The organism is Burkholderia sp. SCN-KJ, assembly GCF_024656005.1.
Classification (GTDB): Bacteria; Pseudomonadota; Gammaproteobacteria; order Burkholderiales; family Burkholderiaceae; genus Burkholderia.
Genome location: NZ_JANKOG010000011.1, coordinates 178088 through 202642, shown reverse-complemented (window position 1 = coordinate 202642; position 24555 = coordinate 178088). Strand labels below are relative to the sequence as shown.

Here is a 24555-nt window from a genome sequence, read left to right as displayed (position 1 = left end):
CCCGACATACGCATGACCGATTCGACCCGCTCGCTGCGCAACTGCCTTGCGCCCGCGAAACTCAACCTGTTCCTGCACATCACCGGCCGCCGCCCGAACGGCTATCACGATCTGCAGAGCGTGTTCCAGCTGCTGAACTGGGGCGACACGCTGCATTTCACGCTGCGCGACGACGGTCGCGTCGCACGCGTCACCGACGTGCCGGGCGTGCCCGAGGAAAGCGATCTCGTCGTGCGCGCGGCCAACCTGCTGAAAACGCACACGGGCACCGCGGCCGGCGTCGACATCGAGATCGACAAGCGCCTGCCGATGGGCGCGGGCCTCGGCGGCGGCAGCTCGGATGCGGCAACGACGCTGCTCGCGCTGAACCGCCTGTGGCAACTGAACCTGCCGCGCGCGGAACTGCAGTCGCTCGCGGTGAAACTCGGTGCCGATGTTCCGTTTTTTGTTTTTGGAAAAAATGCGTTCGCAGAGGGTATCGGAGAAGAATTAGCTGAGGTAGAATTGCCGACTCGCTGGTTTTTGGTTGTGACGCCGCGAGTTCATGTCCCCACCGCTGAAATTTTTTCAGACGAGTTGTTGACAAGAGATACAAAGCGAGTCACAATTACAGACTTTCTTGCACAGCAAAACAGCGATGCGGGATGGCCAGACAGCTTCGGCCGGAACGATATGCAGCAAGTTGTGACAAGTAAGTACGCGGAAGTTGCGCAGGTGGTCAAATGGTTGTATAATGTGACCCCCGCGAGGATGACCGGCTCCGGAGCAGGCGTGTTTGCAGCGTTTCATAGCAAGCACGAGGCAGAAGCGGCGCAAGCCAAGCTGCCCACCGGTTGGAACGGTGCAGTTGCCGAGAGCCTGAACGAGCATCCGCTCTTCGCTTTCGCGTCATGAAGTTTTGCTTTGCCGGATGGCCTACAAGTCCGGTGAAGTTATCAGTTGAGTGTAGGGGAGTCGCCAAGTTGGTCAAGGCACCGGATTTTGATTCCGGCATGCGAGGGTTCGAGTCCTTCCTCCCCTGCCAAAAATTTTCCCGCATTTCCCGCCTAAGCCTGAAGCAGGTGCACGATGAGCAGCCACAGCCATGATGGCTTGATGGTCTTTACTGGCAACGCGAATCCCGCGCTCGCCCAGGAAGTCGTCAATATCCTTGGAATCCCCCTCGGCAAAGCAATGGTCAGCCGTTTCTCCGACGGTGAGATCCAGGTCGAGATCCAGGAAAACGTGCGCGGCAAGGACGTCTTCGTCCTGCAATCCACGTGCGCGCCGGCAAACGACAACCTGATGGAACTGATGATCATGGTCGATGCGCTCAAGCGCGCATCCGCCGGCCGGATCACCGCTGCCATCCCCTACTTCGGCTATGCCCGCCAGGACCGCCGCCCGCGTTCGGCGCGCGTCGCGATCTCGGCGAAGATCGTCGCGAACATGCTGGAAATCGCCGGCGTCGAGCGGATCATCACGATGGATCTGCACGCCGACCAGATTCAAGGCTTCTTCGACATCCCGGTCGACAACATCTACGCAACGCCGATCCTGCTGGGTGACCTGCGCAAGCAGAACTACTCGGATCTGCTCGTCGTGTCGCCGGACGTCGGCGGCGTGGTCCGCGCCCGGGCGCTCGCGAAGCAGCTCAACTGCGATCTCGCGATCATCGACAAGCGTCGCCCGAAGGCGAACGTCGCCGAAGTGATGAACATCATCGGTGAAGTCGAAGGCCGCACCTGCGTGATCATGGACGACATGGTCGATACGGCCGGCACGCTCTGCAAGGCCGCGCAAGTGCTGAAGGATCGCGGTGCGAAGCAGGTGTTCGCATACGCGACGCACCCGGTTCTGTCGGGTGGCGCCGCCGAGCGTATCGCCGCATCGGCACTCGACGAGCTGGTCGTCACCGATACGATCCCGCTGTCGGCCGAATCGCTGTCCTGCTCGAAGATCCGCTCGCTGACGAGCGCGAGCCTGCTGGCCGAAACGTTCTCGCGGATTCGCCGCGGCGACTCGGTGATGTCGCTGTTCGCGGAATCCTGATCGCGGAACGACACGATATAGCATGCGCAGAAAGCGAAGCGGCAACGCTTCGCTTTTTGCACAATCGGACGGGATAGACGAAACCCCGTCCGTTTCATCGGGGGCCGCCATTTCGCCGGCCCCGTTTTACTGCCTGGTCGCGGGCAGCAAATGGAGAATCACATGAAAGTCGTCGCTTTCGAGCGCCAACAGCAAGGTACGGGTGCGAGCCGCCGCCTGCGCAACGCCGGTAAGACCACGGGTATCGTCTACGGTGGCGAAGCAGCCCCGCAAAAGATCGAACTGGATCACAACGCGCTGTGGCACGCCCTGAAGAAGGAAGCCTTCCACTCGTCGATCCTCGACCTGGAAGTCGCTGGCCAGTCGCAACAGGTTCTGCTGCGCGACGTGCAATACCACCCGTTCAAGCAACTCGTGCTGCACGTGGACTTCCAGCGCGTCGACGCGAAGAAGAAGCTGCACACGAAGGTACCGCTGCACTTCCTGAACGCTGAAGTCAGCCCGGCAGTGAAGCTGTCGAGCGCAATCGTCTCGCACGTCGCGACGGAAATCGAAGTCGAGTGCCTGCCGTCGGCCCTGCCGGAATTCCTCGAAGTCGATCTGTCGAAGATCGAAGCAGGTCAGTCGCTGCACGCGAAGGACATCGCACTGCCGAAGGGCGTGACGCTGGTCGCGCACGTCGACGCGGAAAACCCGGTTGTCGCATCGGCGACGGTCCCGGCTGGTGCCGTGTCGGACGCAGCAGGCGAAGGCGAAACGCCGGCTGCCTAAGCGGCTGCCCACGCGCCATTCGATCCGTTTCACGAAACGGTCGACGCAACCCGCCGCGGCTTGCCCGGCGGGTTTTTCTTTTTCTGCGCCCAGGCGGGCGCTGCCGCCTACGAAACGTCATGATCAAACTGATCGTCGGCCTCGGCAATCCCGGGGCGGAATACACCGCGACGCGCCACAACGCCGGCTTCTGGCTGATCGACCAGCTCGCCCGCGAAGCCGGCGCGACGCTGCGCGACGAGCGCCGCTTTCACGGCTTCTACGCAAAAGCGCGCCTGCACGGCGAGGAAGTCCACCTGCTCGAGCCGCAAACCTACATGAACCGCTCCGGCCAGTCGGTCGTCGCGCTCGCGAATTTCTTCAAGATCCTGCCCGACCAGATCCTCGTCGCCCACGACGAACTCGATCTGCCGCCCGGCACCGTGAAGCTGAAGCTCGGCGGCGGCAGCGGCGGCCACAACGGCCTGAAGGACATCTCCGCGCATCTGTCGTCGCAACAGTACTGGCGCCTGCGCATCGGCATCGGCCATCCGCGCGACCTGATCCCGGAAGGCGCGCGCGCCGGCGCGAAACCCGACGTCGCGAACTTCGTGCTGAAGCCGCCGCGCCGCGAGGAGCAGGACGTGATCGACGCATCGATCGAACGCGCGCTCGCCGTGATGCCGATGGTCGTCAAGGGCGAACTCGACCGCGCGACGATGCAGCTGCATCGCAACTGAACCCGCGCTGCACCGGCGCGGTGCAATGTGCCGCCCGGTTGCGCCGGGCAGCCCCGCCCTGCCGCGCAATTGCGCACTGCAACGCCCACATGCGGTAATCTGGTCGCTTTTGCCCGTCAGGAGCCAAGCGGTGAGCCGTTACTGGAGCGACGTCGTTCAGCAACTCGTGCCTTACGTGCCGGGCGAACAGCCCGCGCTCGCACACCCCGTCAAGCTGAACACCAACGAGAATCCCTATCCGCCTTCGCCGCGCGTCGTCGCGGCGATCGCACGCGAACTCGGCGATACCGGCGACACGCTGCGCCGCTATCCCGATCCGCTCGCGCGCGCACTGCGCGAGACGGTCGCGGCCCATCACCGCATCAAGCCCGAACAGGTCTTCGTCGGCAACGGCTCCGACGAAGTGCTCGCGCATGCATTCCAGGCACTGCTCAAGCATGACCGGCCGCTGCGCTTTCCCGACATCTCGTACAGCTTCTACCCGACCTACGCGCGCCTGTATGGCGTAGAGACTTCGATCGTGCCGCTCGCGGACGACTTCTCGATCCGGGTCGAAGACTATCTCGACGACGCGGGCGGCGTGCTGTTCCCGAACCCGAACGCGCCGACCGGGCGCGCGCTGCCGCTCGCGGACATCGAGCGGATCGCGGCCGCGAACCCGTCGTCGGTCGTGCTGATCGACGAGGCGTATGTCGATTTCGGCGCGCAATCCGCGATCACGCTGATCGACCGCCATCCGAACCTGCTCGTCGTGCACACGACGTCGAAGGCGCGCTCGCTCGCGGGCATGCGCGTCGGCTTTGCGTTCGGCGATGCCGCGTTGATCGACGCACTGAACCGCGTGAAGGACAGCTTCAATTCCTATCCGCTCGACCGGCTCGCGCAGGCCGCGGCGCAGGCGGCATACGAAGACACCGACTATTTCGGCGCGACCTGCCGGCGCGTGATCGACAGCCGCACGCGGCTCACGCACGCGCTCGAGGCGCTCGGTTTCGAGGTCGTGCCGTCGGCCGCGAATTTCGTGTTCGCGCGCCATCCCGCGCACGATGCGGGCACGATCGCGGCACAGCTAAAGGACCGGGAAATTTTCGTGCGGCACTTCCGGGCGCCGCGCATCGACCAGCACTTGCGCATCACCGTCGGCACCGACGCCGAATGCGACGCGCTCGTCGCGGCATTGCGCGAGCTGATCGGCTGAAACGGTAGCGAAAGCTGAAACGGAACCGGCGCCGAACGGCGCCGGCCAAGGAAATCGTGACGTCGAGACGCGCGCGACGTCACCAGCGCGTCACTGCGCGTCGTCGCCCTTCGCGGCGGTCAACGCGTGATACTTCGCCATCAACTGCGCGTGCGATTCGTCGTGCTGCGGATCGCGCGGAATGCATTCGACCGGACACACCTGCTGGCACTGCGGCTCGTCGAAATGGCCGACGCACTCGGTGCACTTGTTCGGGTCGATCACGTAGATATCCGGGCCCATCGAAATCGCGCCGTTCGGGCACTCGGGCTCGCACACGTCGCAATTGATGCACTCGTCGGTAATCATCAAAGACATACTGATCTCACTTCTTCAGGCCGGCGGCCGGCTTCACGACGAAACCGGCCGGCGCCGCGTCACGCGGCCGGGCCTCCCATCGCAGTGACCTTCTCGGTCAGCCACTTCTCGACGGACGGGAACACGAACTTGCTGACATCGCCGCCCAACTGCGCGATTTCGCGCACGATCGTCCCCGAGATGAACTGGTACTGATCGGACGGCGTCATGAACATCGTCTCGACGTCGGGCAACAGATAGCGGTTCATCCCCGCCATCTGGAACTCGTATTCGAAATCGGACACGGCACGCAGGCCGCGCACGATCACGCGCGCGTTGTTGATGCGGACGAAATCCTTCAGCAGGCCCGTGAAACTCATGACCTTCACGTTCGGATAATGGCCGAGCACCTCGTTCGCAATCGTCAGACGTTCTTCGAGCGAGAAGAACGGCTTCTTCGCGCGGCTGTCGGCGACACCCACCACCAGCGTATCAAAAATGCTCGACGCACGCCGCACGAGGTCTTCGTGCCCGCGCGTCAGCGGATCGAACGTACCGGGATACACGGCGACTACCATGTCGCTCCTCCTGTCATCACGCAAACGGGGTGGCAGCCGTGCGACGCGCACGCCACTGCCGAGATGGGCATGCGTCGCCTTTGCCGCGCGCCGCCTCGTATGGAACGCGCATTATTCATCATTTTCGCGCCGCAGCAAATGATAGTGAACCGCACCGGCCTTGCCGTGCTTCACCACCTGCCAGCCGGCCAGTGCGTCGTGCGCGGCCGGGTCGAGCTCCGCTCCCGTTTCGACGTACAGCGCCCCATCCGGCGAGACGAGCGGCGCCGCCAGCGCGATCGCGCGATCGAGCACGGCCGGCTCGCCGAACGGCGGATCGAGGAACACGACGTCGAACGCGCCCGGGGTCAGCCCAGCCGCGAGCCGCAGCGCGTCGGCTTCCGCGACCTCGACCGAGCGTGCGCCGAGCTTGTCCTTGATCGTGCGCAGCTGCTGCGCCGCGCGCGGGTGGCGCTCGACCATCACGACGCTCGTCGCGCCGCGCGACGCGGCCTCGAAGCCGAGTGCGCCGGTGCCCGCGAACAGGTCGAGGCAGCGCCGGCCTTCGAGATCCTGGCCGAGCCAGTTGAACAGGGTCTCGCGCACGCGATCGGGGGTCGGCCGCAGGCCGTCGAGATCGAGCACGGCGAGCGGCGTGCGTTTCCAGTCACCGCCGATGATGCGGATCGTGTGCGGCTTGCCGCGGCCGGCGGGGGCCGCCGGGCGGCCGGAAGAGGAACGGGACATACGGAATATCGACAACGGAGGGAACGGGTGCGCACGCGGGCGCACCGCCAAACAGGCGCACGTTACCACAGCGGCGGCACCGACTGACGCGAGTGCCTCGCCGCACTGATAAAATGCACGGTTTCGGCCGTCGTGCGCACGCGCGCCGGCCTCTCCGGCGCTCCGCCCTGGCGGCGCCCCGCCCTCTTCCCGACGTCAGACCATGTTCAGCTTCTTCAAACGATTCAAGAAAACGCAGGAGCCCGACTCCGCGGAATCGCAATCAGCCGACGCGCCGCAACCGGACGAGCCGTCCGACGCGCCCGCCGTCGCCCCCCGCGAGGCGGTCGACGCACCGCAAGCGCCCGCGCAACCGCGACAGGCCGCGCCGGCCGTCGTGATGACGGTCACGCCGACCAACGACGGCAGCGACGAAGTCGTCGAAGCGGTCGAGATCGTGCCGCCGCCGACGCAGGACGCGTCCGCGAAGAAGTCGTGGCTCGCGCGCCTGAAGTCGGGGCTCGCGAAGACGGGCTCGAGCATCACCGGCGTGTTCGTCAACACGAAGATCGACGAGGATCTGTACGAGGAGCTCGAAGCCGCGCTGCTGATGTCCGACGCCGGCGTCGACGCGACCGAGTACCTGCTCGACGCGCTGCGCGAGAAGGTGCGCGCGGGCCGGCTGACCGATCCGCAGCAGGTGAAGGGCGCACTGCACGACCTGCTCGTCGAACTGCTGACACCGCTCGAGAAGTCGCTGATGCTCGGTCGCGCGCAACCGCTCGTGATGATGATCACGGGCGTGAACGGCGCGGGCAAGACCACCAGCATCGGCAAGCTCGCGAAGCACCTGCAGAGCTTCGACCAGTCGGTGCTGCTGGCCGCGGGCGACACGTTCCGCGCGGCCGCGCGCGAACAGCTGGCGGTCTGGGGCGAGCGCAACAACGTGACGGTCGTCCAGCAGGAAAGCGGCGATCCGGCCGCGGTGATCTTCGACGCGGTCAGCGCCGCGCGCGCGCGCAAGATCGACGTGATGATGGCCGACACGGCCGGCCGCCTGCCGACGCAGCTGCACCTGATGGAAGAGCTGAAGAAGGTGAAGCGCGTGATCTCGAAGGCGCACGACGGCGCGCCGCACGAGGTGCTGCTCGTGATCGACGCGAACACGGGCCAGAACGCGCTCACGCAGGTGAAGGCCTTCGACGATGCGCTCGGCCTCACGGGCCTGATCGTCACGAAGCTCGACGGCACCGCCAAGGGCGGGATCCTCGCCGCGATCGCGCGGCAGCGCCCGGTACCCGTCTACTTCATCGGCGTCGGCGAGAAGGTCGAGGACCTGCAGCCGTTTAACGCGGTGGAATTCGCGGACGCGCTGCTCGGCTGAACGCCGCCGGCCCGCATCGCACGGGGCGCCTCCGGGCGCCCTTTTTTCATGCGCGGCCGGAAGCCGTCAGCCCGCGGTCCTTCGCCCGTCGCCCGTCGCCGGCTGCCCGTCGCCCGCTGCCGATCGCCCGCTGCCGGTCGCGTCGTTCAACCTCACTCCGCGTCGGGCTGCACGCCAGGCTCGGCGGCCTTGAACGCATCGAGCGTCGACGCATGATCGGCGATCCGCTGGATCGTCGGAAAGCGTGTCGTATCGATCGAGAACCGGTTCGCGTTGAACACCTGCGGCACGATGCAGATATCGGCGAGCGTCGGCGTGTCGCCGAAGCACAGCTTGCCGGTGCGCGGATCGTTCGCGAGGCGCGTCTCGAGCGACGCGAAACCTGCCTCGATCCAGTGCCGGTACCATTCGTTCTTCGCTTCCTCCGGCACCTTCAGCGTGTGCTTCAGGTACTTCAGCACGCGCAGGTTGTTCAGCGGATGAATCTCGCACGCGACCTGCAGCGCGATCGCCCGCACATACGCACGGTCGACCGGCGCCTTCGGCAGCAGCGCGGGTTCGGGATGCGTTTCCTCGAGATATTCGATGATCGCGAGCGATTGCTGCAGCGTGGCATCGCCGTCGATCAGCGTCGGCACGACGGCATCCGGATTCACCGCGCGATACGCGTCCTTCAGTTGCTCGCCGCCGTCGCGCAGCATGTGCACGGGGACCGTGTCGAACGGCAGCTGCTTCAGGTTCAGGGCGATCCGCACGCGGTACGACGCGGAACTGCGGAAATAGCTGTAAAGCTTCATGGGTGTCTCTCTGTGGGTCGTATTCGGCCGGTAACGGCGCCTGCAGCGCACGCACGGCACCGCCGGGAACCCGAGTTTAGCGCGCCGCGCGGCGGCGGCGCGCGCAGCCGCGCTTGGGCGAGCCGCGCCCATGCGATACTCGGGGCATTCCTTACCGCTCACCGCGCGGCCCGATGCCGGCCGCCCGCCCCACGCCCCGATGACCGCTCCCCACGACTCCGCCACCTCGTCGTTCCCTTGCGCCCGCTTCATCAAGGAAATCGGCCGCGGCCCGAACGGCGCACGCGCGCTGTCCGCCGAAGACACGTTCGAGCTCTATCGCGCGATGCTCGATGCACGCGTGTCGGACGTCGAACTCGGCGCGATCCTGATCGCGTATCGCCTGAAGGGCGAAAGCGCCGACGAACTGTCCGCGATGCTCGCCGCCGCGCAGGCGTCGTTCGAACCCGTGCACGTGCAGGATGCCGCCTTCCGCCCTGTGTCGATCCCGAGCTACAACGGCGCGCGCAAGCAGCCGAACCTGGTGCCGCTGCTCGCGCTGCTGCTCGCGCGCGAAGGCGTGCCGGTGCTCGTGCACGGCGTCGAGCGCGATCCGGGCCGCGTGACGAGCGCAGAGATCTTCTCGGCGCTGTCGATCGCGCCGTCGAAGTCGCACGACGCGATCGAGGACATGCTCGCCGAGCGCCGGGTCGCGTTCGCGCCGATCGACGCGCTGGCGCCGCGCATCGCGCGTCTGCTGGCGCTGCGCGGCGTGCTCGGCGTGCGCAACTCCACGCACACGCTCGTGAAGATCCTGCAGCCGTTCGCACCGGCCGGGCTGCGGCTCGTCAACTACACGCATCCGCCGTACCGCGACAGCCTCGCGCAACTGTTCCGCGATCATCCGCACGCCGCGCGCGGCGGTGCGCTGCTCGCGCGCGGCACCGAAGGCGAAGCGGTGGCCGACACGCGGCGCCAGGTGCAGGTCGACTGGCTGCACGACGGCGTGTGCGACACGCTGATCGAGCCCGAGCGCTCGTCGAGCGACGCACCGCCCGTCGCGCTGCCCGAATCGCGCGATGCAGCGACCACGGCCGCGTGGACGGACGCCGTGCTGCGCGGCGAAATTCCGGTGCCCGACGCGCTTGCGCGGCAGGTCGACACGATCGTGCGGATCACCCGGATCGCACCGTGACCGGCATCCCGGGCCGGCGTGCTGTCGCGCCGGCCTTTCAACCGACCATTTGACACGCACCCGCATCCTGGCATAGAGTGGTCGCCATGCGTTCCTTTCCGAACACCCTCCGAATTACCTCCGGCCGCCTAGCGCGGTCGCTATCGCTACGACTAGCCTAAGGCTGTCTTAGCGCCGTGTGCTGTCCGCACGGTCCCTCCCTGCAGTTCCTCGCAGCACCCTTCTCGCAGTTTTTACAACCCGAAGTCGTCAGCATTCGTCCGTCTATCCGTCGGTCGATTCGCGAAGATCATCCGCATCCGCAGCGCGTTTCCGGCGCCACGGTGCGAGGCAGCGCCTACCGTCGCCCATGCCGCCCGTCTTCGCTCGCGACTTGAGACCCGAGGTCCAGAAGATGAAGCGCAACCCGCAAGACAAGTATCGTCCGTTCGAACCCGTCCGCATCAATGGCCGCCGCTGGCCGACCCGCACCATCGAGCGTGCGCCGGTCTGGATGAGCACCGACCTGCGCGACGGCAACCAGTCGCTGATCGAGCCGATGAGCATCGAACAGAAGCTGGAGTTCTTCGACATGCTGGTCGCGATCGGTTTCAAGGAGATCGAAGTCGGTTTTCCGTCGGCGTCGCAAACCGACTTCGATTTCGTCCGCAAGCTGATCGACGAGAAGCGGATCCCCGACGACGTGACGATCGAAGTGCTCGTGCAGTCGCGCGAAGACCTGATCGCGCGCACCTTCGACGCGCTCGAAGGCGTGCCGCGCGCGATCGTGCACCTGTACAACGCGATCTGCCCGTCGTTCCGGCGCATCGTGTTCGGGATGTCGAAGGACGACGTGAAGGCGCTCGCGGTCGACGGCACGCGACTCATCAAGGAACACGCGGCGGCCCGCCCGGACACGCACTGGACCTATCAGTACTCTCCTGAAACCTTCAGCATGACCGAGCTGACGTTCGCGCGCGAAGTATGCGACGCGGTCGCGCAGGCGTGGCGTCCGACCCGCGATCACAAGATGATCGTCAACCTGCCGGCGACCGTCGAAGCCGCGAGCCCGAACGTGTTCGCCGACCAGATCGAGTGGATGGACCGCAACCTCGCGTATCGCGACAGCATCGTGCTGTCCGTGCATCCGCACAACGATCGCGGCACCGCGGTCGCCGCCGCCGAACTCGCGCTGCTCGCGGGCGCCGACCGCATCGAGGGCTGCCTGTTCGGCAACGGCGAGCGCACCGGCAACGTCGACCTCGTCACGCTCGCGCTGAACCTCTATACGCAGGGCATCGACCCGGGCCTCGATTTCTCCGACATCGACGCGGTGCGCCGCGTGGTCGAGCGCTGCAACCAGATTCCGGTGCATCCGCGCCATCCGTACGCGGGCGACCTCGTGTTCACCGCGTTCTCCGGCTCGCACCAGGACGCGATCCGCAAGGGCTTCGCGCAGCAGCGCCCCGACGCGGTGTGGGAAGTGCCGTACCTGCCGATCGACCCGGCCGACCTCGGCCGCAGCTATGACGCGGTGATCCGCGTGAACAGCCAGTCCGGCAAGGGCGGCGCGACGTTCCTGCTCGAACGCGGGATGGGCTTCACGCCGACGCGCCGCGTGCAGATCGAATTCAGCCACGCGGTGCAGACGCTCGCCGACGCATCCGGCGAGGAAGTGACCGGCGACGCGATCTGTGCGCTGTTCGCGCGCGAATTCTTCGAGACCGACGGCCCGGCCGCGCGCCACGGCAACGGGGCGCGCTGGCAGAACCGCGACATCGCGAGCGCGCCGCCGGCCGATGCGACGCCCGAAGACGCCGTGCAGCGCATGGCCGCGGCCTTCGCGACGGCAGCCGGCGTGACGATCGACGTCGCCTCGTGCGAGCACGCGCGCACGACGGACGGCCGGATCGCGGTATCGGTCGGCTGCCGGGTCGGCGACGCGCCGCTGCGGCATGGTGTCGGGGTGCACGACGACGCGGCGAGCGCCGCGCTCGATGCGGTCGTCAGCGCGATCAACCGCTCGGCCTGGCATTGCGCCGACCGCCGTGCGGCGGCCTGACGGCTGGTTTCGCTTCAGGGTTCGAACGTCAGCGAGCGGTGCGTGACCGCCCGTGCGCCGCGCGATCCGCGCCGCACGGGCCAATGAAAAGCGGCCCAGAAGGCCGCTTCGGTCGGGACATGAAAAGGAGCGCCAGGCGCGCTCATGTCTCGGTCGCGCACCGCGTCGCCTGCCACGCGAGCAGGCGCCAGTGGCCCTGCTCATGCGTGTGGACGGCCGTATAGGCGATCGGAAACACCAGCCCGCCGTTGTTCGTTTCCATCTCGATCAACGCGCGCCCGGTGACGACGCAGGTCGCGTCGCCGACGGGCAGCAGGTCCTGCGACTGGATTTCGATCTGGCGATAGCGGCGGCGGCCGGCGACGATGGCGTCGATGAACTGCTGCTTGGTTTCGCGTTTGCCGTTGGTGTGCACGAAGAACACCTTGTCCGACAATTGCGCATCGAGCGCCTCGCCGTCTCCGTCGACCATCGCCCGGAACCGATCGCGCTCGAGTGCGCGAATCGCATCGACCACCTTCGCCATCGCCTGACTCCTCGGCAACGCGCCCGCCATGCGCCGGCGTGCGGATCAGAAGTTGTACTGCACGTAGAACTGGTGGAAATTTATACCAGGATTCGGCTCTTTGATACCCGCGTTAGACACATGTTGAAAACGGTAACCGACCTGATACTGTTGCCGTTCTCCGAACTGGGCGCCAACGCCGGCGATGTCCACGAACTGGAACGACGTCGCCAGCGACAGATTGTTGGAGATCGTCGGGGAAGTCAGGAAGCGGATGCCGGCACCGGCCTCGATGAACGGACGCACCTGGCCCGCGCTCTTGATGAAGCGGAACATCGGCTGCGCGCCGAATTCGCCGATGCTGCCATGAACATTGCCGCCCGTGTGCCAGTAGCCGGCGTGCCCTTCCACCACGAACGCGAAGTGCCAGCCGCCGATTTCCCACCAGTTCCAGCCCGGATCCCACACGACGCCGAGATCGCCCTTGTCGATCCCGTGGCGATCGGAAAACCCGCCGCCGGCCTGGATTCCCCATCGATCCGCGAACGCGGCACCCGATCCGCCCAGCAGCGACGCCGCCAGCAGCGCGTGCAGCGCAAGCCGACTATGGGGCCGGCGATTCTTCTTATTGTTCATCTGACACTCCAACTTTGTGGGTTGAATGGAGCCTTGCCGCAGCGGCCGGGCCCGAGCGAACTGAATGGTATGGTAAAGGACTTTTCGGATCGGCATCACGAAGCGAAATTGTTTGCTTCCAAAACTACAAAAATCGAAATCGTCTACTGATTACCATCAGAAACAATGGCTTACGGAACTTCCCCCCCGCCAGCCCGGTCGCAAATTAGACTATCGACTCGACAAGTTCGATAGAAAACCGGGAACTCGGATGCCCCCGTGCCCTCTAAGGAATTAGCACTCGGATTACGGGAGTGCTAAGATGGGCCCCGGAATCTCATCCGAGACTAGGGGTTTGTCCCTGATTCCAAAGGAGTTTTTTAGTGAGCCACGCCCTGACCCTTCCGAACACCCTGAGCCCGACGCCGGCCAAGGCCGAATCGGCAGGCTCGCTGGCGCTCGCAACTCAATCGATGTTGCCGGGCCAGCTTGGCAACATCGACGCGTATATCCAGGCCGTCAACCGGATCCCGCTGCTGACCGCCGAAGAGGAACGCCGATACGCGACCGAATTCCGCGAAGACAACAACCTCGACTCGGCACGCCGCCTCGTGCTGTCGCACCTGCGACTCGTCGTGTCGATCGCGCGCAACTATCTCGGCTACGGCCTGCCGCACGGCGACCTGATCCAGGAAGGCAACATCGGCCTGATGAAGGCGGTGAAGCGTTTCGACCCGGCGCAAAACGTGCGTCTGGTGTCGTACGCGATCCACTGGATCAAGGCCGAGATCCACGAGTACATCCTGCGCAACTGGCGGATGGTGAAGGTCGCGACGACGAAGGCGCAGCGCAAGCTGTTCTTCAACCTGCGCAGCCACAAGAAGAGCATGCAGGCGATGACGCCCGAGGAAATCGACGGCCTCGCGCAGGAGCTCAACGTCAAGCGCGAAGACGTGACCGAGATGGAAACGCGCCTGTCGGGCGGCGACATCGCCCTCGAGGGCCAAGTGGAAGACGGCGAGGAGTCGTACGCGCCGATCGCCTACCTGGCCGATTCGCACAACGAGCCGACCGCGGTGCTCGCCGCGCGTCAGCGCGACATGCTGCAGACGGACGGCATCGCGCAGGCGCTCGAGGCGCTCGACGCACGCAGCCGCCGGATCATCGAGGCGCGCTGGCTGAACGTCGACGACGACGGCTCGGGCGGCTCGACGCTGCACGATCTCGCGGCCGAGTTCGGCGTATCGGCGGAACGCATCCGCCAGATCGAAGCGAGCGCCATGAAGAAGATGCGCACCGCACTTGCCGAATACGCCTGAATCCGCGATTTAGAGCGCTTCACCTAAAACCGCTGCCCGACCGGCAGCGGTTTTTTTTCGTCTGTCGTTTTTAGCCTCGATCGTGTCTGATTAATCGACCTTGTGGATCGGGTATCGGGCGAATCCCGGCCCCTTCCGCATAACCTTGATCTGCCTCAAGTTTCGACACGCGCTTCGCGACGGTCTGCCGCATCGCCGCACTCGGCATCGGAAAGCCGGCATTTTAAAATTGGCATGTCGGCTCAAAAGGATTAAAACAGCTTAACTGCCGTCATAAATCCGACGTAAAGTCGCCCCAAAACCGATGTAAATCGATTCAGGATAATCACCTTGATCTCGATCAATAAAGCGCCTGCGCCGCGTCCCCCGCAGGCCGCATGCAGCGGCTGGCGCGCACGCATCGCCGCGTGGGCGCGCGGGCCGACCCTCATGCGCGACATCACGCTGGTGCTGATCGTCAAGCTGATCCTCCTGATGTCGCTCAAATACGCATTCTTCAATCATCCGCAGGCCGAGCACATGTCGCTGCCGCCTGCCGTCGTCGCCGAGAAGCTGCTCTCGGTGCCGGCGCCTGCATCTACCGAGGGAGACCACCATGATAAGTAGCGAAGTCGTCGATCTGTCGCGTCTGCAGTTCGGCATCACGGCGCTCTACCACTTCCTGTTCGTGCCGCTGACGCTCGGCCTGTCCTGGCTGCTCGTCATCATGGAAGCCGTCTACGTGATGACCGGCAAACAGGTCTACAAGGACATGACGCAGTTCTGGGGCAAGTTGTTCGGGATCAACTTCGCGATGGGCGTGACGACCGGCATCACGCTCGAATTCCAGTTCGGCACGAACTGGTCGTACTACTCGCACTATGTCGGCGACATCTTCGGCGTGCCGCTCGCGGTCGAGGGCCTGATGGCGTTCTTCCTAGAATCGACGTTCGTCGGCCTGTTCTTCTTCGGCTGGAACCGCCTGTCGAAGGTCAAGCACCTGATGGTCACGTTCCTCGTCGCGCTGGGCTCGAACCTGTCCGCGCTGTGGATCCTCGTCGCGAACGGCTGGATGAACAACCCGGTCGGCGCCGAGTTCAACTACCAGACGATGCGCATGGAGTTGACGAACCTGTTCGACGTGCTGTTCAACCCGGTCGCGCAGGTGAAGTTCGTGCACACCGTGTCGGCCGGCTACGTGACGGCCGCGATGTTCGTGCTCGGCATCTCGTCGTGGTATCTGCTGAAGAAGCGCGACACCGACTTCGCGCTGCGCTCGTTCGCGGTCGCGGCCGGCTTCGGTCTCGCGTCGACGCTTTGCGTGATCGTGCTCGGCGACGAGTCGGGCTATACGACCGGCGAAGTGCAGAAGATGAAGCTCGCCGCGATCGAATCGGAATGGGAAACCCAGCCGGCGCCGGCGTCGTTCACGCTGATCGGCATTCCGAACCAGAAGGAAGAGCGCACCGACTACGCGATCAAGATCCCGTACGCGCTCGGCCTGATCGCGACGCGCTCGATCGACGAACCGGTGGTCGGCCTGCGCGAGCTCGCGAAGCGCAGCGAGGAGCACATCCAGAGCGGGATGATCGCGTACGGCGCATTGCAGAAGATCAAGCAGGGCGACACGAGCGACGCGACCCGCGCATTGTTCGACCAGCACAAGCAGTATCTCGGCTACGGGCTGATGCTCAAGCAGTTCACGCCGAACGTGATTGACGCGACGCCGGAGCAGATCCAGGCCGCCGCGAAGAAGACCATTCCGCCGGTCGCGCCCGTGTTCTTCTCGTTCCGGATCATGGTGTTCCTCGGCTTCCTGTTCCTCGCGACCTTCGTCGCCGCGTTCTGGTTCTGCGCGCGCCGCGAGCTGCTGCAGGACAACCGCCGCTGGTTCCTGCGCTATGCGGTGTGGGCGATCCCGCTGCCGTGGCTCGCCGCGGAATTCGGCTGGGTCGTCGCCGAGCTCGGCCGCCAGCCGTGGACGATCGCGGGCATCCTGCCGACGCATCTGTCCGCGTCCAGCCTGACGTCGACGGACCTGTACCTGAGCCTCGCCGGTTTCATCGCGTTCTACACGGCACTGTTCGTCATCGAGATCAAGCTGATGTTCAAGTACGCGCGCCTCGGCCCGTCGTCGCTGCATACCGGCCGCTATCACCACGAACTCGCCGCAGCCGGCGAGCGTGCCGCGGTTTGAGCACGCCCCCGCAACGGAACAAGGAATCGCTATGGACTATGCAACTCTCAAGCTGATCTGGTGGCTGCTCGTCGGCGTGCTGCTGATCGGCTTCGCCGTCACCGACGGCTTCGACATGGGCGCGACCGCGCTGCTGCCGTTCCTCGGCAAGACCGACGAGGAACGCCGCATCATCGTCAACACGGTCGGCGCGACGTGGGAAGGCAACCAGGTGTGGCTGATCACGGCCGGCGGCGCGATGTTCGCCGCCTGGCCGCTCGTCTATGCCGCGTCGTTCTCCGGCTTCTACTTCGCGATGCTGCTCGTGCTGTTCGCGCTGTTCTTCCGGCCGGTCGGCTTCGACTATCGCAGCAAGCGGCCCGACCCGCGCTGGCGCGCGGGCTGGGACTGGGGCCTGTTCGTCGGCGGTTTCGTGCCGGCGCTGGTGTTCGGCGTCGCGTTCGGCAACCTGCTGCAGGGCGTGCCGTTCAAGTTCGACAGCGACCTGCGCGTCACCTACTACGGCGGCTTCTGGGCGCTGCTGAACCCGTTCGCGCTGCTCTGCGGGCTCGTCAGCCTCACGATGCTGATCGCGCACGGCGCGGCATTCATCAAGATGAAGACCGACGGCGTGATCGCACGCCGCGCGTCGATCGCACTACGGGTGTCGGCGCTCGTCGCGGTCGTGCTGTTCGTGCTGGCCGGCGTGCTGATCGCGTCGACCATCGGCGGCTTCCACATCACGCACGCCGCGCCGACCGACACGGTCGCGAACCCGCTGCTGAAGGACGTGGCGGCCGGCTCGGGCCTGTGGCTCGCGAATTACGGCGAGTATCCGTGGATGATCGCGGCGCCGGTCGTCGGGATCGCGGGCGGCCTGCTCGCGCTGCTGCTCGCCGGCTCGAAGCAGGAAAAGACGGCGTTCCTCTGCACCGGCCTGATGATCGCCGGCGTGATCCTGACCGCGGGTTTCTCGATGTTCCCGTTCATCATGCCGTCGTCGCTCGACCCGCGCAGCAGCCTGACCGTGTGGGATTCGACGTCGAGCCACATGACGCTGCAGGTGATGCTGTTCGCGGTGATCGTGTTCCTGCCGATCGTCCTGCTCTATACGAGCTGGGTGTACCGCGTGATGCGCGGCAAGGTCACGCACCAGTCGCTCGAAGAGAACAAGCACTCGATGTATTGAACCCGGCCGGGGCGCGCACGCGCCCTCGCCCACCGTTTCGCAAGGAGTCGGATCATGTGGTACTTCAGCTGGATTCTCGGTATCGGCGTCGCGCTGTCGTTCGGCATCGTCAACGCGATGTGGCTCGAAGCGCGGCAGAAGCCGCAGGAAGCGCCGGTACGCGCACGCCGCGACTGACCGCTCATACGCGGCGGCGGCTGATCGCCCCGCCGCCCGCCGTCGGGAACGAACCTCGCTACGTGCGAGGTTTTTTTTCGTCCGGGTCATTCGTTCGGCACGCGCGGCACGTCGATGCCAATCGAGCGCGATGCCGATGCACGCATCGCAACCGCGCGCCGCCAAAGAAAAACGGCTTGCGACACACGCGTCGCAAGCCGTTTCCGTTTTACCGACCGGCGGCCGCATCCGCGAGGCGGATCGGGCCGGTCTCATCGCATCATGCCGGTTGCGGAGCCGCACCGCCGCCCGTCGACGTCAGGCGCGCGCCGAGCTGTTCCGCATAGCGCGCCGCCGCGTTGCCGCAGACGATGTGGAACGTGTCCGGCGTAACCCATGCGACATCGAGCGCGCCGAGCCGATCGCGATCGACCGCCGCTGCATCGCGCACGACGACGCGCAGGCGCGTGGTCGCGATCGCGTCGAGCGACGCGACGTTGGTCGCACCGCCGAACACCGCAAGCCAGCGCAGCGGATCGGGGTCGAGCGGACCGGCCGCCGCGCCCGTGACCGGCTGCGCGCCCGTGACCGGGGCCGCCGCCGCGGCACCGGCCGCACCGCTGCCGATTGCCGAACGGATCTCGTCGGCGATGATGTCCGCCTCCGGCCCGATGATCACCTGCACGCTGTTGCCGCCGCGCTTGAGCACGCCGCGCGCGCCGATCGACTTCAGTTCCGGCTCCGACACCTTCTCCGGATCGACGACGCTCAGGCGCAGGCGCGTCGTGCAGGCGTCGACGACCGTCAGGTTGCCCGCGCCGCCGAGCGCGGCGATGTAGCGCTGCGCACGCGGCGCTGCCGCCGCGGCACCGGCCGCCGGTGCGACGAAGCCGCCCGAGGCGAACGACTCGGTTGCTGCGTCGGCCGAGGCCGGCTCGCGACCGGGCGTCGCCATGTTGAACTTGCGGATGAAGAAACGGAACAGCCCGTAGTACGCGACGCCGTACGCAATGCCGAGCGGCACCGCGATCCAGCCCTTCGTCGACAGCCCGTAGTTCAGCACGTAGTCGATCGCGCCGGCCGAGAACGTGAAGCCGAGCTTCACGCCGAGGATCTGGCAGATCGCGAGCGACAGCCCGGTGAGCACCGCGTGGATCACGTACAGCACCGGCGCGAGGAACATGAAGCTGAATTCGATCGGCTCGGTCACGCCGGTCAGGAACGACGTGAGCGCCATCGAGAACAGCAGGCCGCCGACCATCGCGCGGCGCTCCTTCGGCGCTTCGTGCAGCATCGCGAGACACGCGGCCGGCAGGCCGAACATCATGATCGGGAAGAAGCCGGCCATGAAGGTGCCCGCGGTCGGATCGCCCGCGAAGAAGCGGTGCAGGTCGCCGTGCACCAGCTCGCCGCCGGCCGGCGGCGTGAAGTTGCCGAACACGAACCACGCGAGCGAGTTGATGATGTGGTGCAGGCCCGTGACGAGCAGCAGGCGGTTCAGGAAGCCGAACACGAACGCACCGATCGCGCCCGCCGTCGTCAGCCACTGGCCGGCCGCGTCGATCAGATGCTGGACCGGCTGCCACACGTATCCGAACACGATGCCGAGTACCACGCACACGAGCCCGGTGATGATCGGCACGAATCGCTTGCCGCCGAAGAACGCGAGGTAGTCGGGCAGCTTGATGTCCTTGTAGCGGTTGTACAGCAAGCCCGCAACGACACCCGCGATGATCCCGGACAGTACGCCCATGTTCAGCTTGGGATCGATGTCCTTCATGATCGCGGTTTCGATCAGGTAGCCGATCGCGCCCGCGAGTGCCGCCACTCCGTTGTTGTCCTTCGCGAAACCGACCGCCACGCCGATCGCGAACAGGAGCGGCAGGTTGTCGAAGATCGCGCCGCCGGCGTCGGCGATCGTCTTGATGTTGAACACGTCCGGCTGCCCGAGCCGCAGCAGGATGCCGGCGACCGGCAACACCGCGATCGGCAGCATCAGCGCCCGGCCCAGGCCCTGTATCTTCAGAAACGGATTCCCGCCCATTCAATCCTCCAATCCATGTCTCGTCATTAAGCGTCGTTGACCTAATTGCTTGCGTAGTGAAACGGGTCGCGCGCCCGCCGTCGACGTTCAGTCGAGCGGCCAGACCTCGCGGCTTGCTGCCCTTACCGCCTGTGCCGAGTCGAGTGCGAGCAGATCCTGCGCACGCTGGCGACACAGCTGGTAATCGAGACGGCGCACGCGCGCCTTGATGCCCGGCACCGACACCGGGTCGACCGACAGTTCGGTCACGCCGAGACCGACGAGGATCGGCACCGCGAGCGGATCGCCGCCCAGCGCGCCGCACACGCCGACCCACTTGCCGTGCTTCGCGGCGCCGCGCACCGCGATGTCGATCAGGCGCAGCACGGCCGGATGCAGGCCGTCGGACTGCGCGGCCAGATCGGCCTGGCAGCGGTCCATCGCGAGCGTGTACTGCGTCAGGTCGTTGGTGCCGATCGACAGGAAATCCGCGTGCTGCGCGAGCTGGTCGGCGAGCAGCGCCGCCGACGGCACCTCGATCATCGCGCCGACCTCGATCGGCTCGGTGCGGCCCTGCGCCCGCGCGAATTCGTCGATGCGCTGGCGCAGCCGCACGAGCTCCCCGGCATCCGTCACCATCGGCAGCAGGATGCGCACCGCGCCGAACGGCTTCACCGCGAGCAGGCCCTGCAGCTGATCGTCGAGCAGATCGGGGCGCACCTGCGCGAGGCGGATGCCGCGCAGGCCGAGCGCCGGGTTCGGCTCGGGCGGCAGCGTCAGGTAGTCGACTTCCTTGTCGGCGCCGACGTCGAGCGTGCGGATGATCGCCGTGCGGCCCTGCAGCGCATCGACGATCGACTGGTAGCTCTGCTGGTGCTCGACGACGCTCGGCGCGGCCTGGCGATGGATGAACATCAGCTCGGTGCGCAGCAGGCCGACCGCGTCCGCGCCGTTGTCGACCGCGGTGTTCGCGTCGTCGAGCGTCGCGATGTTCGCGGCGACCTCGATCGCGCGGCCGTCGACCGTCGCGGCGGCGGCGCCGGCCAGCTGCCGGTTCGCTTCGCGCACGCCGTCCAGGCGCTGGCGCTCGTGGCGCGCGCGTTCGACGTCGAGCGCGGTCGGTGCGTGTTCGAGACGGCCCGCGCTCGCATCGAGGACGACCTGCGTGCCGTCGGGAATCGCATACAGCGCGTCGCCGACCGCGACGAGCGCCGGAATGCCGAGCTGGCGCGCGATGATCGCCGCATGCGACGTCGCGCCGCCGCGCGCCATCACGAGCGCGGTCACGCGCTGGCGATCGAGCGACGACAGGTCCGACGGCGTGAATTCCTCGGCGGCGAGCACGGCCTCGGCGGGCAGCGTGCGGGTCGCGCCGCTCGTGTGGCCGAGCGCGCGCAGCACGCGCTTCTCGATGTCGCGCAGGTCGGCCGCGCGCTCGGCGAGCAGCGCATCGTCGAGCTTCGACAGCGTGTCGATCTGCGCGCGGATCGTCGCGCGCCACGCGAAGCCCGCGCTCTTGCCGAGGCTGATCTGGTCGCGCGCCGCGTCGACCAGCGTCGGGTCTTCGAGCAGCACGCGATGCACCGCGAAGATCCCCGCTTCGCCGACCGCGCCGCGCGCCGATGCGTTGCGCACCGTTTCGTCGAGTTCGGCGTCGACCGCCGTCAGCGCCTGGTCGAGCCGGCGGCTTTCCGATGCCGGCGTGCCGGTTGCCTGTTCGGGCGGCACGATGTCCGCATCGTCGAGACGCACCAGCGTGCCGACCGCGATGCCGGGCGCCGCGCACACGCCCGCGAGCGTGTTCGGATCGAGTGTCGCGCCGGTGTCGTGCACGATCGGCTGCGGTGCGGGCGAACGCAGCCGCGCCGGCTTCTCCTCGACTTCGCCGTGCGCTTCGCGCAGCAGCTCGTGCTCGACCGCGTCGACGGCCTGCTGCGCGTGCGCGCCGCGGCCGATCAGCTCGATCGTCGCGCCTTCGCCGGCACCGAGGGCGAGCAGGCCCACGACGCTCGCGATCGACGCCTTGCGGCCGTCGAACTGCACGTCGACCGTCGCGTCGAAGCCGCGCACGGATTCGCGTGCGCGTGCGGCCGGGCGGGCATGCAGGCCGCCCGGCTGCGTCAGCACGAGTTCGCGACGCACTTCGTTCATCGCCGCGGCGCCGGCCTGCGCCGCCTGCGCGGCCGCTTCGCCCTTGCCGCGCAGCGTCAGGAGCGGCGTCTCGCCGGCCGTCGCGAAACCGCTCGCGCGCTCGACGACGTCGAACGCGTCGGAGTTCGCGATCGCGATCACCGAGACCAGCGAATGCGCGCTGCGCGCGACCGCGTCCTGGTCGAACTCGATCAGCAGGTCGCCCGCGTCGACGCGCGCACCGGCCTCGACGTGGGCGGTGAAACCCTGCCCGTTCAGCTCGACGGTGTCGATGCCGATGTGCAGCAGCACTTCCGCGCCTTGCGGCGTCGTGATCGTCACCGCATGCCCGGTGCGCGCGAGATGCGACACGACGCCGGCGCACGGCGCGACGAGCTGGCCTGCGAGCGGGTCGATGCCGATGCCGTCGCCGAACATCCCGCCGGAGAACACCGGATCGGGCACATCGGCCAGCGCGACGATCGGCCCGGTCAGGGGGCTGAGCAGGACGATCTGATCATGGGTGGAACTCTTCAACTGGGACTCCTCGGCGCGTCTCATCGGCTGTCTCGGCTATCAGTGCGTTTCGGTGACTTTGTTCAGGTGGCGCGGCGTGTCGGGATTGCGGCCGCGCGCGACGGCGAGCTCCGCCGCCATCACGTAGAACGAAAGAATGGCGGCGATCGGGTCGAGCGCCGAATGGGCGGACTGCGCGAGCGGCAAGGTCGCGCCGGGCGTGCCGGCGGGCGCCGCGAGCAACACGGCCGCGCCGCGTGCGCGCATGTCCTGCGCGAGCTGCAGCAGCCCGGCCTGCTCGGGCCCCGGCGGCGCGAACACGAGCAGCGGATAGTCGCGGTCGATCAGCTCCATCGGGCCGTGACGGACTTCGGCGCTCGAGAATGCCTCGGCCTGGATGCCGGAGGTTTCCTTCAGCTTCAGCGCGGCTTCCTGCGCGATCGCAAGGCCCAGGCCGCGGCCGATCACGATCATCCGTTCGATGCCCGCGAGCGCGGCGACGGCCGGCGACCAGTCGAGGCGGCCGGCTTGCGCGAGCACGTCCGGCAGGCCGCGCAATGCCGTCATCAGCGCGGCGTCGCGCTGCCAGTACGCGACGATCTGCGCGGACAGCGACAGCATCGCGATGTAGCTCTTGGTCGCGGCGACCGACAGTTCGGGGCCGGCCAGCAGCGGCAACTGGTGCTCGCACGCGTCGGCGAGCGGCGACGGCAGCACGTTGACGGCGGCGACGGTGCGCGCGCCGGCTTCGCGCAGCGCGGCCATCGTGTTGACGAGATCGGGGCTCTTGCCCGACTGGGAGAATGCGAACGCGAGCTGGTCCTGCACCTTCAGCGGCGCCTGCTGCAGCGTCGCGACCGACATCGGCAGCGACGCGACCGGCACGCCGAGGCGGCTCATCGTCAGGCTCGCGAAATAGCTGGCGGCGTGATCCGAGCTGCCGCGCGCGACCGTCAGCGCGACGGCCGGCGGGTGATCGAGCAGTTGCGCGGCGAGCGTTTCAACGCGCGTCGTGTCGGCGAGTTGCGCGGCGACGACCTGGGCGGACTCGCGCGCTTCCTTAAGCATATTCGACAATCGATTCTCCTTCGACGTAGGTCGCGGTGAGGTTCAGGTCGCGATCGAACACGACGAGGTCGGCCCATGCGCCGCGCTCGAGGCGGCCGCGATCGGTGACGCCGAGGTAGTCGGCCGCATAGCGCGACATCCGGTTCGACACGTCGGCGATCGGCAGGCCGAGCGACACGAGGTTGCGCAGCGCCTGGTCCATCGTCAGCGTGGAGCCGGCGAGCGTGCCGTCGGCGAGCCGCACGCCGCCGAGGCATTTCGTCACGTGCTGGCTGCCGAGCCGGTATTCGCCGTCCGGCATGCCGGTGGCGGACGTGCTGTCGGTCACGACGTACAGGCGCGGAATCGCGCGCAGCGCGGCACGAATCGCGCCCGGATGCACGTGCAGCAGGTCGGGGATGATTTCCGCGTACTCGGCATGCGCGAGCGCGGCGCCGACCAGGCCCGGGTTGCGGTGATGCAGCGGCGACATCGCGTTGAACAGGTGCGTGAAACCACACGCGCCGTGCTTGAGCGCGGCGACGGCGTCGTCGTAGGTCGCGAGCGAGTGGCCGAGCTGCACGCGCACGCCGCGCGCGGCCATCTCGCCGATGATCTCGATGTGGCCGGCGATCTCCGGCGCGAGCGTGACGACGCGGATCGGCGCGATCGACAGGTACTTCAGCACTTCGTCGAGCACGGCCGACACGGCCGCGTCCGGCTGCGCGCCGAGCTTGCCGGGGTTGATGTACGGCCCTTCGAGGTGCACGCCGAGCACGCGCGCGCCACCCTGCGTGCGGGTGCGGGCGACGGTGCCGAGGTTCGCGACGACCTGCATCAGTTCGTCGCGCGGCGCGGTCATCGTCGTCGCGAGCAGGCTCGTCGTGCCGAACTGCGCGTGCGTGCGCGCGATCGTCTCGATCGCGTCGCCGCCTTCCATCACGTCGGCGCCGCCGCCGCCGTGCACGTGCAGGTCGATGAAGCCGGGCAGGATGTACGGCGCGTCGTTCTTCGCGGGATCGGCGGGCGTGCCGTCGAGCGTGGTGATGCGGCCGTTCTCGCTGTCGAGCGAGCCGTGAATCCAGCCGTCGGGGGTGAGGATGTTTCCAGTCAGCATGACGTTTCTCTTGATGATCTGGTGACGCGGACATCCGCGTCGCGATTTG

At 66.8% G+C, this 24555-nt stretch carries 23 protein-coding genes and 1 tRNA gene; 14 read left to right on the top strand and 10 right to left on the bottom strand.

What is annotated here, in order from left to right:
• Positions 1-12 precede the first annotated feature (12 nt).
• From ispE to hisC, 6 genes are all read left to right on the top strand, one after another.
• Entirely contained in the window at positions 13-894 is an 882-nt protein-coding gene (ispE, locus tag NQV17_RS20085) for a 4-(cytidine 5'-diphospho)-2-C-methyl-D-erythritol kinase (RefSeq protein ID WP_257773582.1), read from the top strand.
• Positions 895-947: 53 nt separating this feature from the next.
• A tRNA-Gln gene (locus tag NQV17_RS20080) sits at positions 948-1024 on the top strand.
• A 44-nt stretch (positions 1025-1068) separates the two neighbouring features.
• Complete coding sequence (locus tag NQV17_RS20075) at positions 1069-2031, top strand: ribose-phosphate pyrophosphokinase (RefSeq protein ID WP_044847472.1); 963 nt, start codon at positions 1069-1071, stop codon at positions 2029-2031.
• Positions 2032-2193: 162 nt separating this feature from the next.
• Positions 2194-2802 (top strand): 50S ribosomal protein L25/general stress protein Ctc, encoded by a 609-nt coding sequence (locus tag NQV17_RS20070; RefSeq protein ID WP_044847489.1) that lies wholly within the window; start codon positions 2194-2196, stop codon positions 2800-2802.
• Between the two features lie 119 nt (positions 2803-2921).
• The gene (pth, locus tag NQV17_RS20065) at positions 2922-3521 is read left to right on the top strand and encodes an aminoacyl-tRNA hydrolase (RefSeq protein WP_257773581.1); all 600 of its coding nucleotides are present in this window, start codon (positions 2922-2924) and stop codon (positions 3519-3521) included.
• 130 nt (positions 3522-3651) lie between these two features.
• A complete protein-coding gene (gene hisC / locus NQV17_RS20060) occupies positions 3652-4719 on the top strand; it encodes a histidinol-phosphate transaminase (protein ID WP_257773580.1) in 1068 nt (355 codons plus the stop codon).
• Between the two features lie 90 nt (positions 4720-4809).
• Here hisC and NQV17_RS20055 read toward each other — a convergent pair whose 3' ends face one another.
• The 3 genes from NQV17_RS20055 to rsmD all read right to left on the bottom strand — a co-directional run bounded on the left by NQV17_RS20055 (position 4810) and on the right by rsmD (position 6359).
• Complete coding sequence (locus tag NQV17_RS20055; RefSeq protein WP_044847475.1) at positions 4810-5076, bottom strand: YfhL family 4Fe-4S dicluster ferredoxin; 267 nt, start codon at positions 5074-5076, stop codon at positions 4810-4812.
• 59 nt (positions 5077-5135) lie between these two features.
• Entirely contained in the window at positions 5136-5633 is a 498-nt protein-coding gene (gene coaD / locus NQV17_RS20050) for a pantetheine-phosphate adenylyltransferase (protein ID WP_044847476.1), read from the bottom strand.
• A 111-nt stretch (positions 5634-5744) separates the two neighbouring features.
• Positions 5745-6359, bottom strand: a complete 615-nt coding sequence (rsmD, locus tag NQV17_RS20045) for a 16S rRNA (guanine(966)-N(2))-methyltransferase RsmD (protein WP_044847477.1) — start codon at positions 6357-6359, stop codon at positions 5745-5747.
• Positions 6360-6561: 202 nt separating this feature from the next.
• Between rsmD and ftsY the strand changes: the two genes are divergently transcribed.
• Complete coding sequence (gene ftsY, locus NQV17_RS20040; RefSeq protein WP_257773579.1) at positions 6562-7722, top strand: signal recognition particle-docking protein FtsY; 1161 nt, start codon at positions 6562-6564, stop codon at positions 7720-7722.
• A 152-nt stretch (positions 7723-7874) separates the two neighbouring features.
• Here the strand turns inward: ftsY and maiA are convergent, their stop codons facing one another.
• A complete protein-coding gene (gene maiA, locus NQV17_RS20035; RefSeq protein ID WP_257773578.1) occupies positions 7875-8519 on the bottom strand; it encodes a maleylacetoacetate isomerase in 645 nt (214 codons plus the stop codon).
• A gap of 199 nt (positions 8520-8718) precedes the next feature.
• Here maiA and ybiB point away from each other — a divergent pair, with 199 nt between their 5' ends.
• Together ybiB and leuA are read left to right on the top strand one after the other, a co-directional pair.
• A complete protein-coding gene (ybiB, locus tag NQV17_RS20030) occupies positions 8719-9693 on the top strand; it encodes a DNA-binding protein YbiB (RefSeq protein ID WP_257773577.1) in 975 nt (324 codons plus the stop codon).
• A 394-nt stretch (positions 9694-10087) separates the two neighbouring features.
• Positions 10088-11734, top strand: coding sequence for a 2-isopropylmalate synthase (gene leuA, locus NQV17_RS20025; protein ID WP_257773576.1), 1647 nt, complete (start codon positions 10088-10090; stop codon positions 11732-11734).
• Between the two features lie 142 nt (positions 11735-11876).
• Here the strand turns inward: leuA and NQV17_RS20020 are convergent, their stop codons facing one another.
• Both NQV17_RS20020 and NQV17_RS20015 read right to left on the bottom strand, forming a co-directional pair.
• A complete protein-coding gene (locus tag NQV17_RS20020; RefSeq protein WP_057926513.1) occupies positions 11877-12260 on the bottom strand; it encodes a nuclear transport factor 2 family protein in 384 nt (127 codons plus the stop codon).
• 45 nt (positions 12261-12305) lie between these two features.
• Complete coding sequence (locus NQV17_RS20015; RefSeq protein WP_257773600.1) at positions 12306-12875, bottom strand: acyloxyacyl hydrolase; 570 nt, start codon at positions 12873-12875, stop codon at positions 12306-12308.
• A 362-nt stretch (positions 12876-13237) separates the two neighbouring features.
• Here NQV17_RS20015 and rpoH point away from each other — a divergent pair, with 362 nt between their 5' ends.
• From rpoH to cydX, 5 genes are all read left to right on the top strand, one after another.
• A complete protein-coding gene (rpoH, locus tag NQV17_RS20010; RefSeq protein WP_257773575.1) occupies positions 13238-14173 on the top strand; it encodes an RNA polymerase sigma factor RpoH in 936 nt (311 codons plus the stop codon).
• Between the two features lie 330 nt (positions 14174-14503).
• The gene (cydP, locus tag NQV17_RS20005) at positions 14504-14779 is read left to right on the top strand and encodes a cytochrome oxidase putative small subunit CydP (RefSeq protein ID WP_374692732.1); all 276 of its coding nucleotides are present in this window, start codon (positions 14504-14506) and stop codon (positions 14777-14779) included.
• Positions 14769-16349, top strand: a complete 1581-nt coding sequence (locus NQV17_RS20000) for a cytochrome ubiquinol oxidase subunit I (RefSeq protein WP_257773574.1) — start codon at positions 14769-14771, stop codon at positions 16347-16349. The genes cydP and NQV17_RS20000 overlap by 11 nt, the downstream gene beginning before the upstream one ends.
• A 31-nt stretch (positions 16350-16380) precedes the next feature.
• A complete protein-coding gene (gene cydB, locus NQV17_RS19995; protein WP_257773573.1) occupies positions 16381-17517 on the top strand; it encodes a cytochrome d ubiquinol oxidase subunit II in 1137 nt (378 codons plus the stop codon).
• A 54-nt stretch (positions 17518-17571) separates the two neighbouring features.
• Positions 17572-17694 (top strand): cytochrome bd-I oxidase subunit CydX, encoded by a 123-nt coding sequence (cydX, locus tag NQV17_RS19990; RefSeq protein ID WP_006483737.1) that lies wholly within the window; start codon positions 17572-17574, stop codon positions 17692-17694.
• Positions 17695-17953: 259 nt separating this feature from the next.
• Here the strand turns inward: cydX and nagE are convergent, their stop codons facing one another.
• The 4 genes from nagE to nagA form a co-directional block, all read right to left on the bottom strand.
• Positions 17954-19717 (bottom strand): N-acetylglucosamine-specific PTS transporter subunit IIBC, encoded by a 1764-nt coding sequence (gene nagE, locus NQV17_RS19985; protein WP_257773572.1) that lies wholly within the window; start codon positions 19715-19717, stop codon positions 17954-17956.
• Positions 19718-19804: 87 nt separating this feature from the next.
• On the bottom strand, positions 19805-22387 hold the full coding sequence (gene ptsP, locus NQV17_RS19980) for a phosphoenolpyruvate--protein phosphotransferase (RefSeq protein ID WP_257773571.1): 2583 nt from the start codon (positions 22385-22387) through the stop codon (positions 19805-19807).
• Positions 22388-22402: 15 nt separating this feature from the next.
• On the bottom strand, positions 22403-23410 hold the full coding sequence (locus tag NQV17_RS19975; RefSeq protein WP_257773598.1) for an SIS domain-containing protein: 1008 nt from the start codon (positions 23408-23410) through the stop codon (positions 22403-22405).
• Positions 23403-24506: an N-acetylglucosamine-6-phosphate deacetylase gene (gene nagA, locus NQV17_RS19970; protein WP_044849197.1), complete on the bottom strand. Its 1104-nt coding sequence runs from the start codon at positions 24504-24506 to the stop codon at positions 23403-23405. The genes NQV17_RS19975 and nagA overlap by 8 nt, the downstream gene beginning before the upstream one ends.
• Positions 24507-24555: the final 49 nt, after the last annotated feature.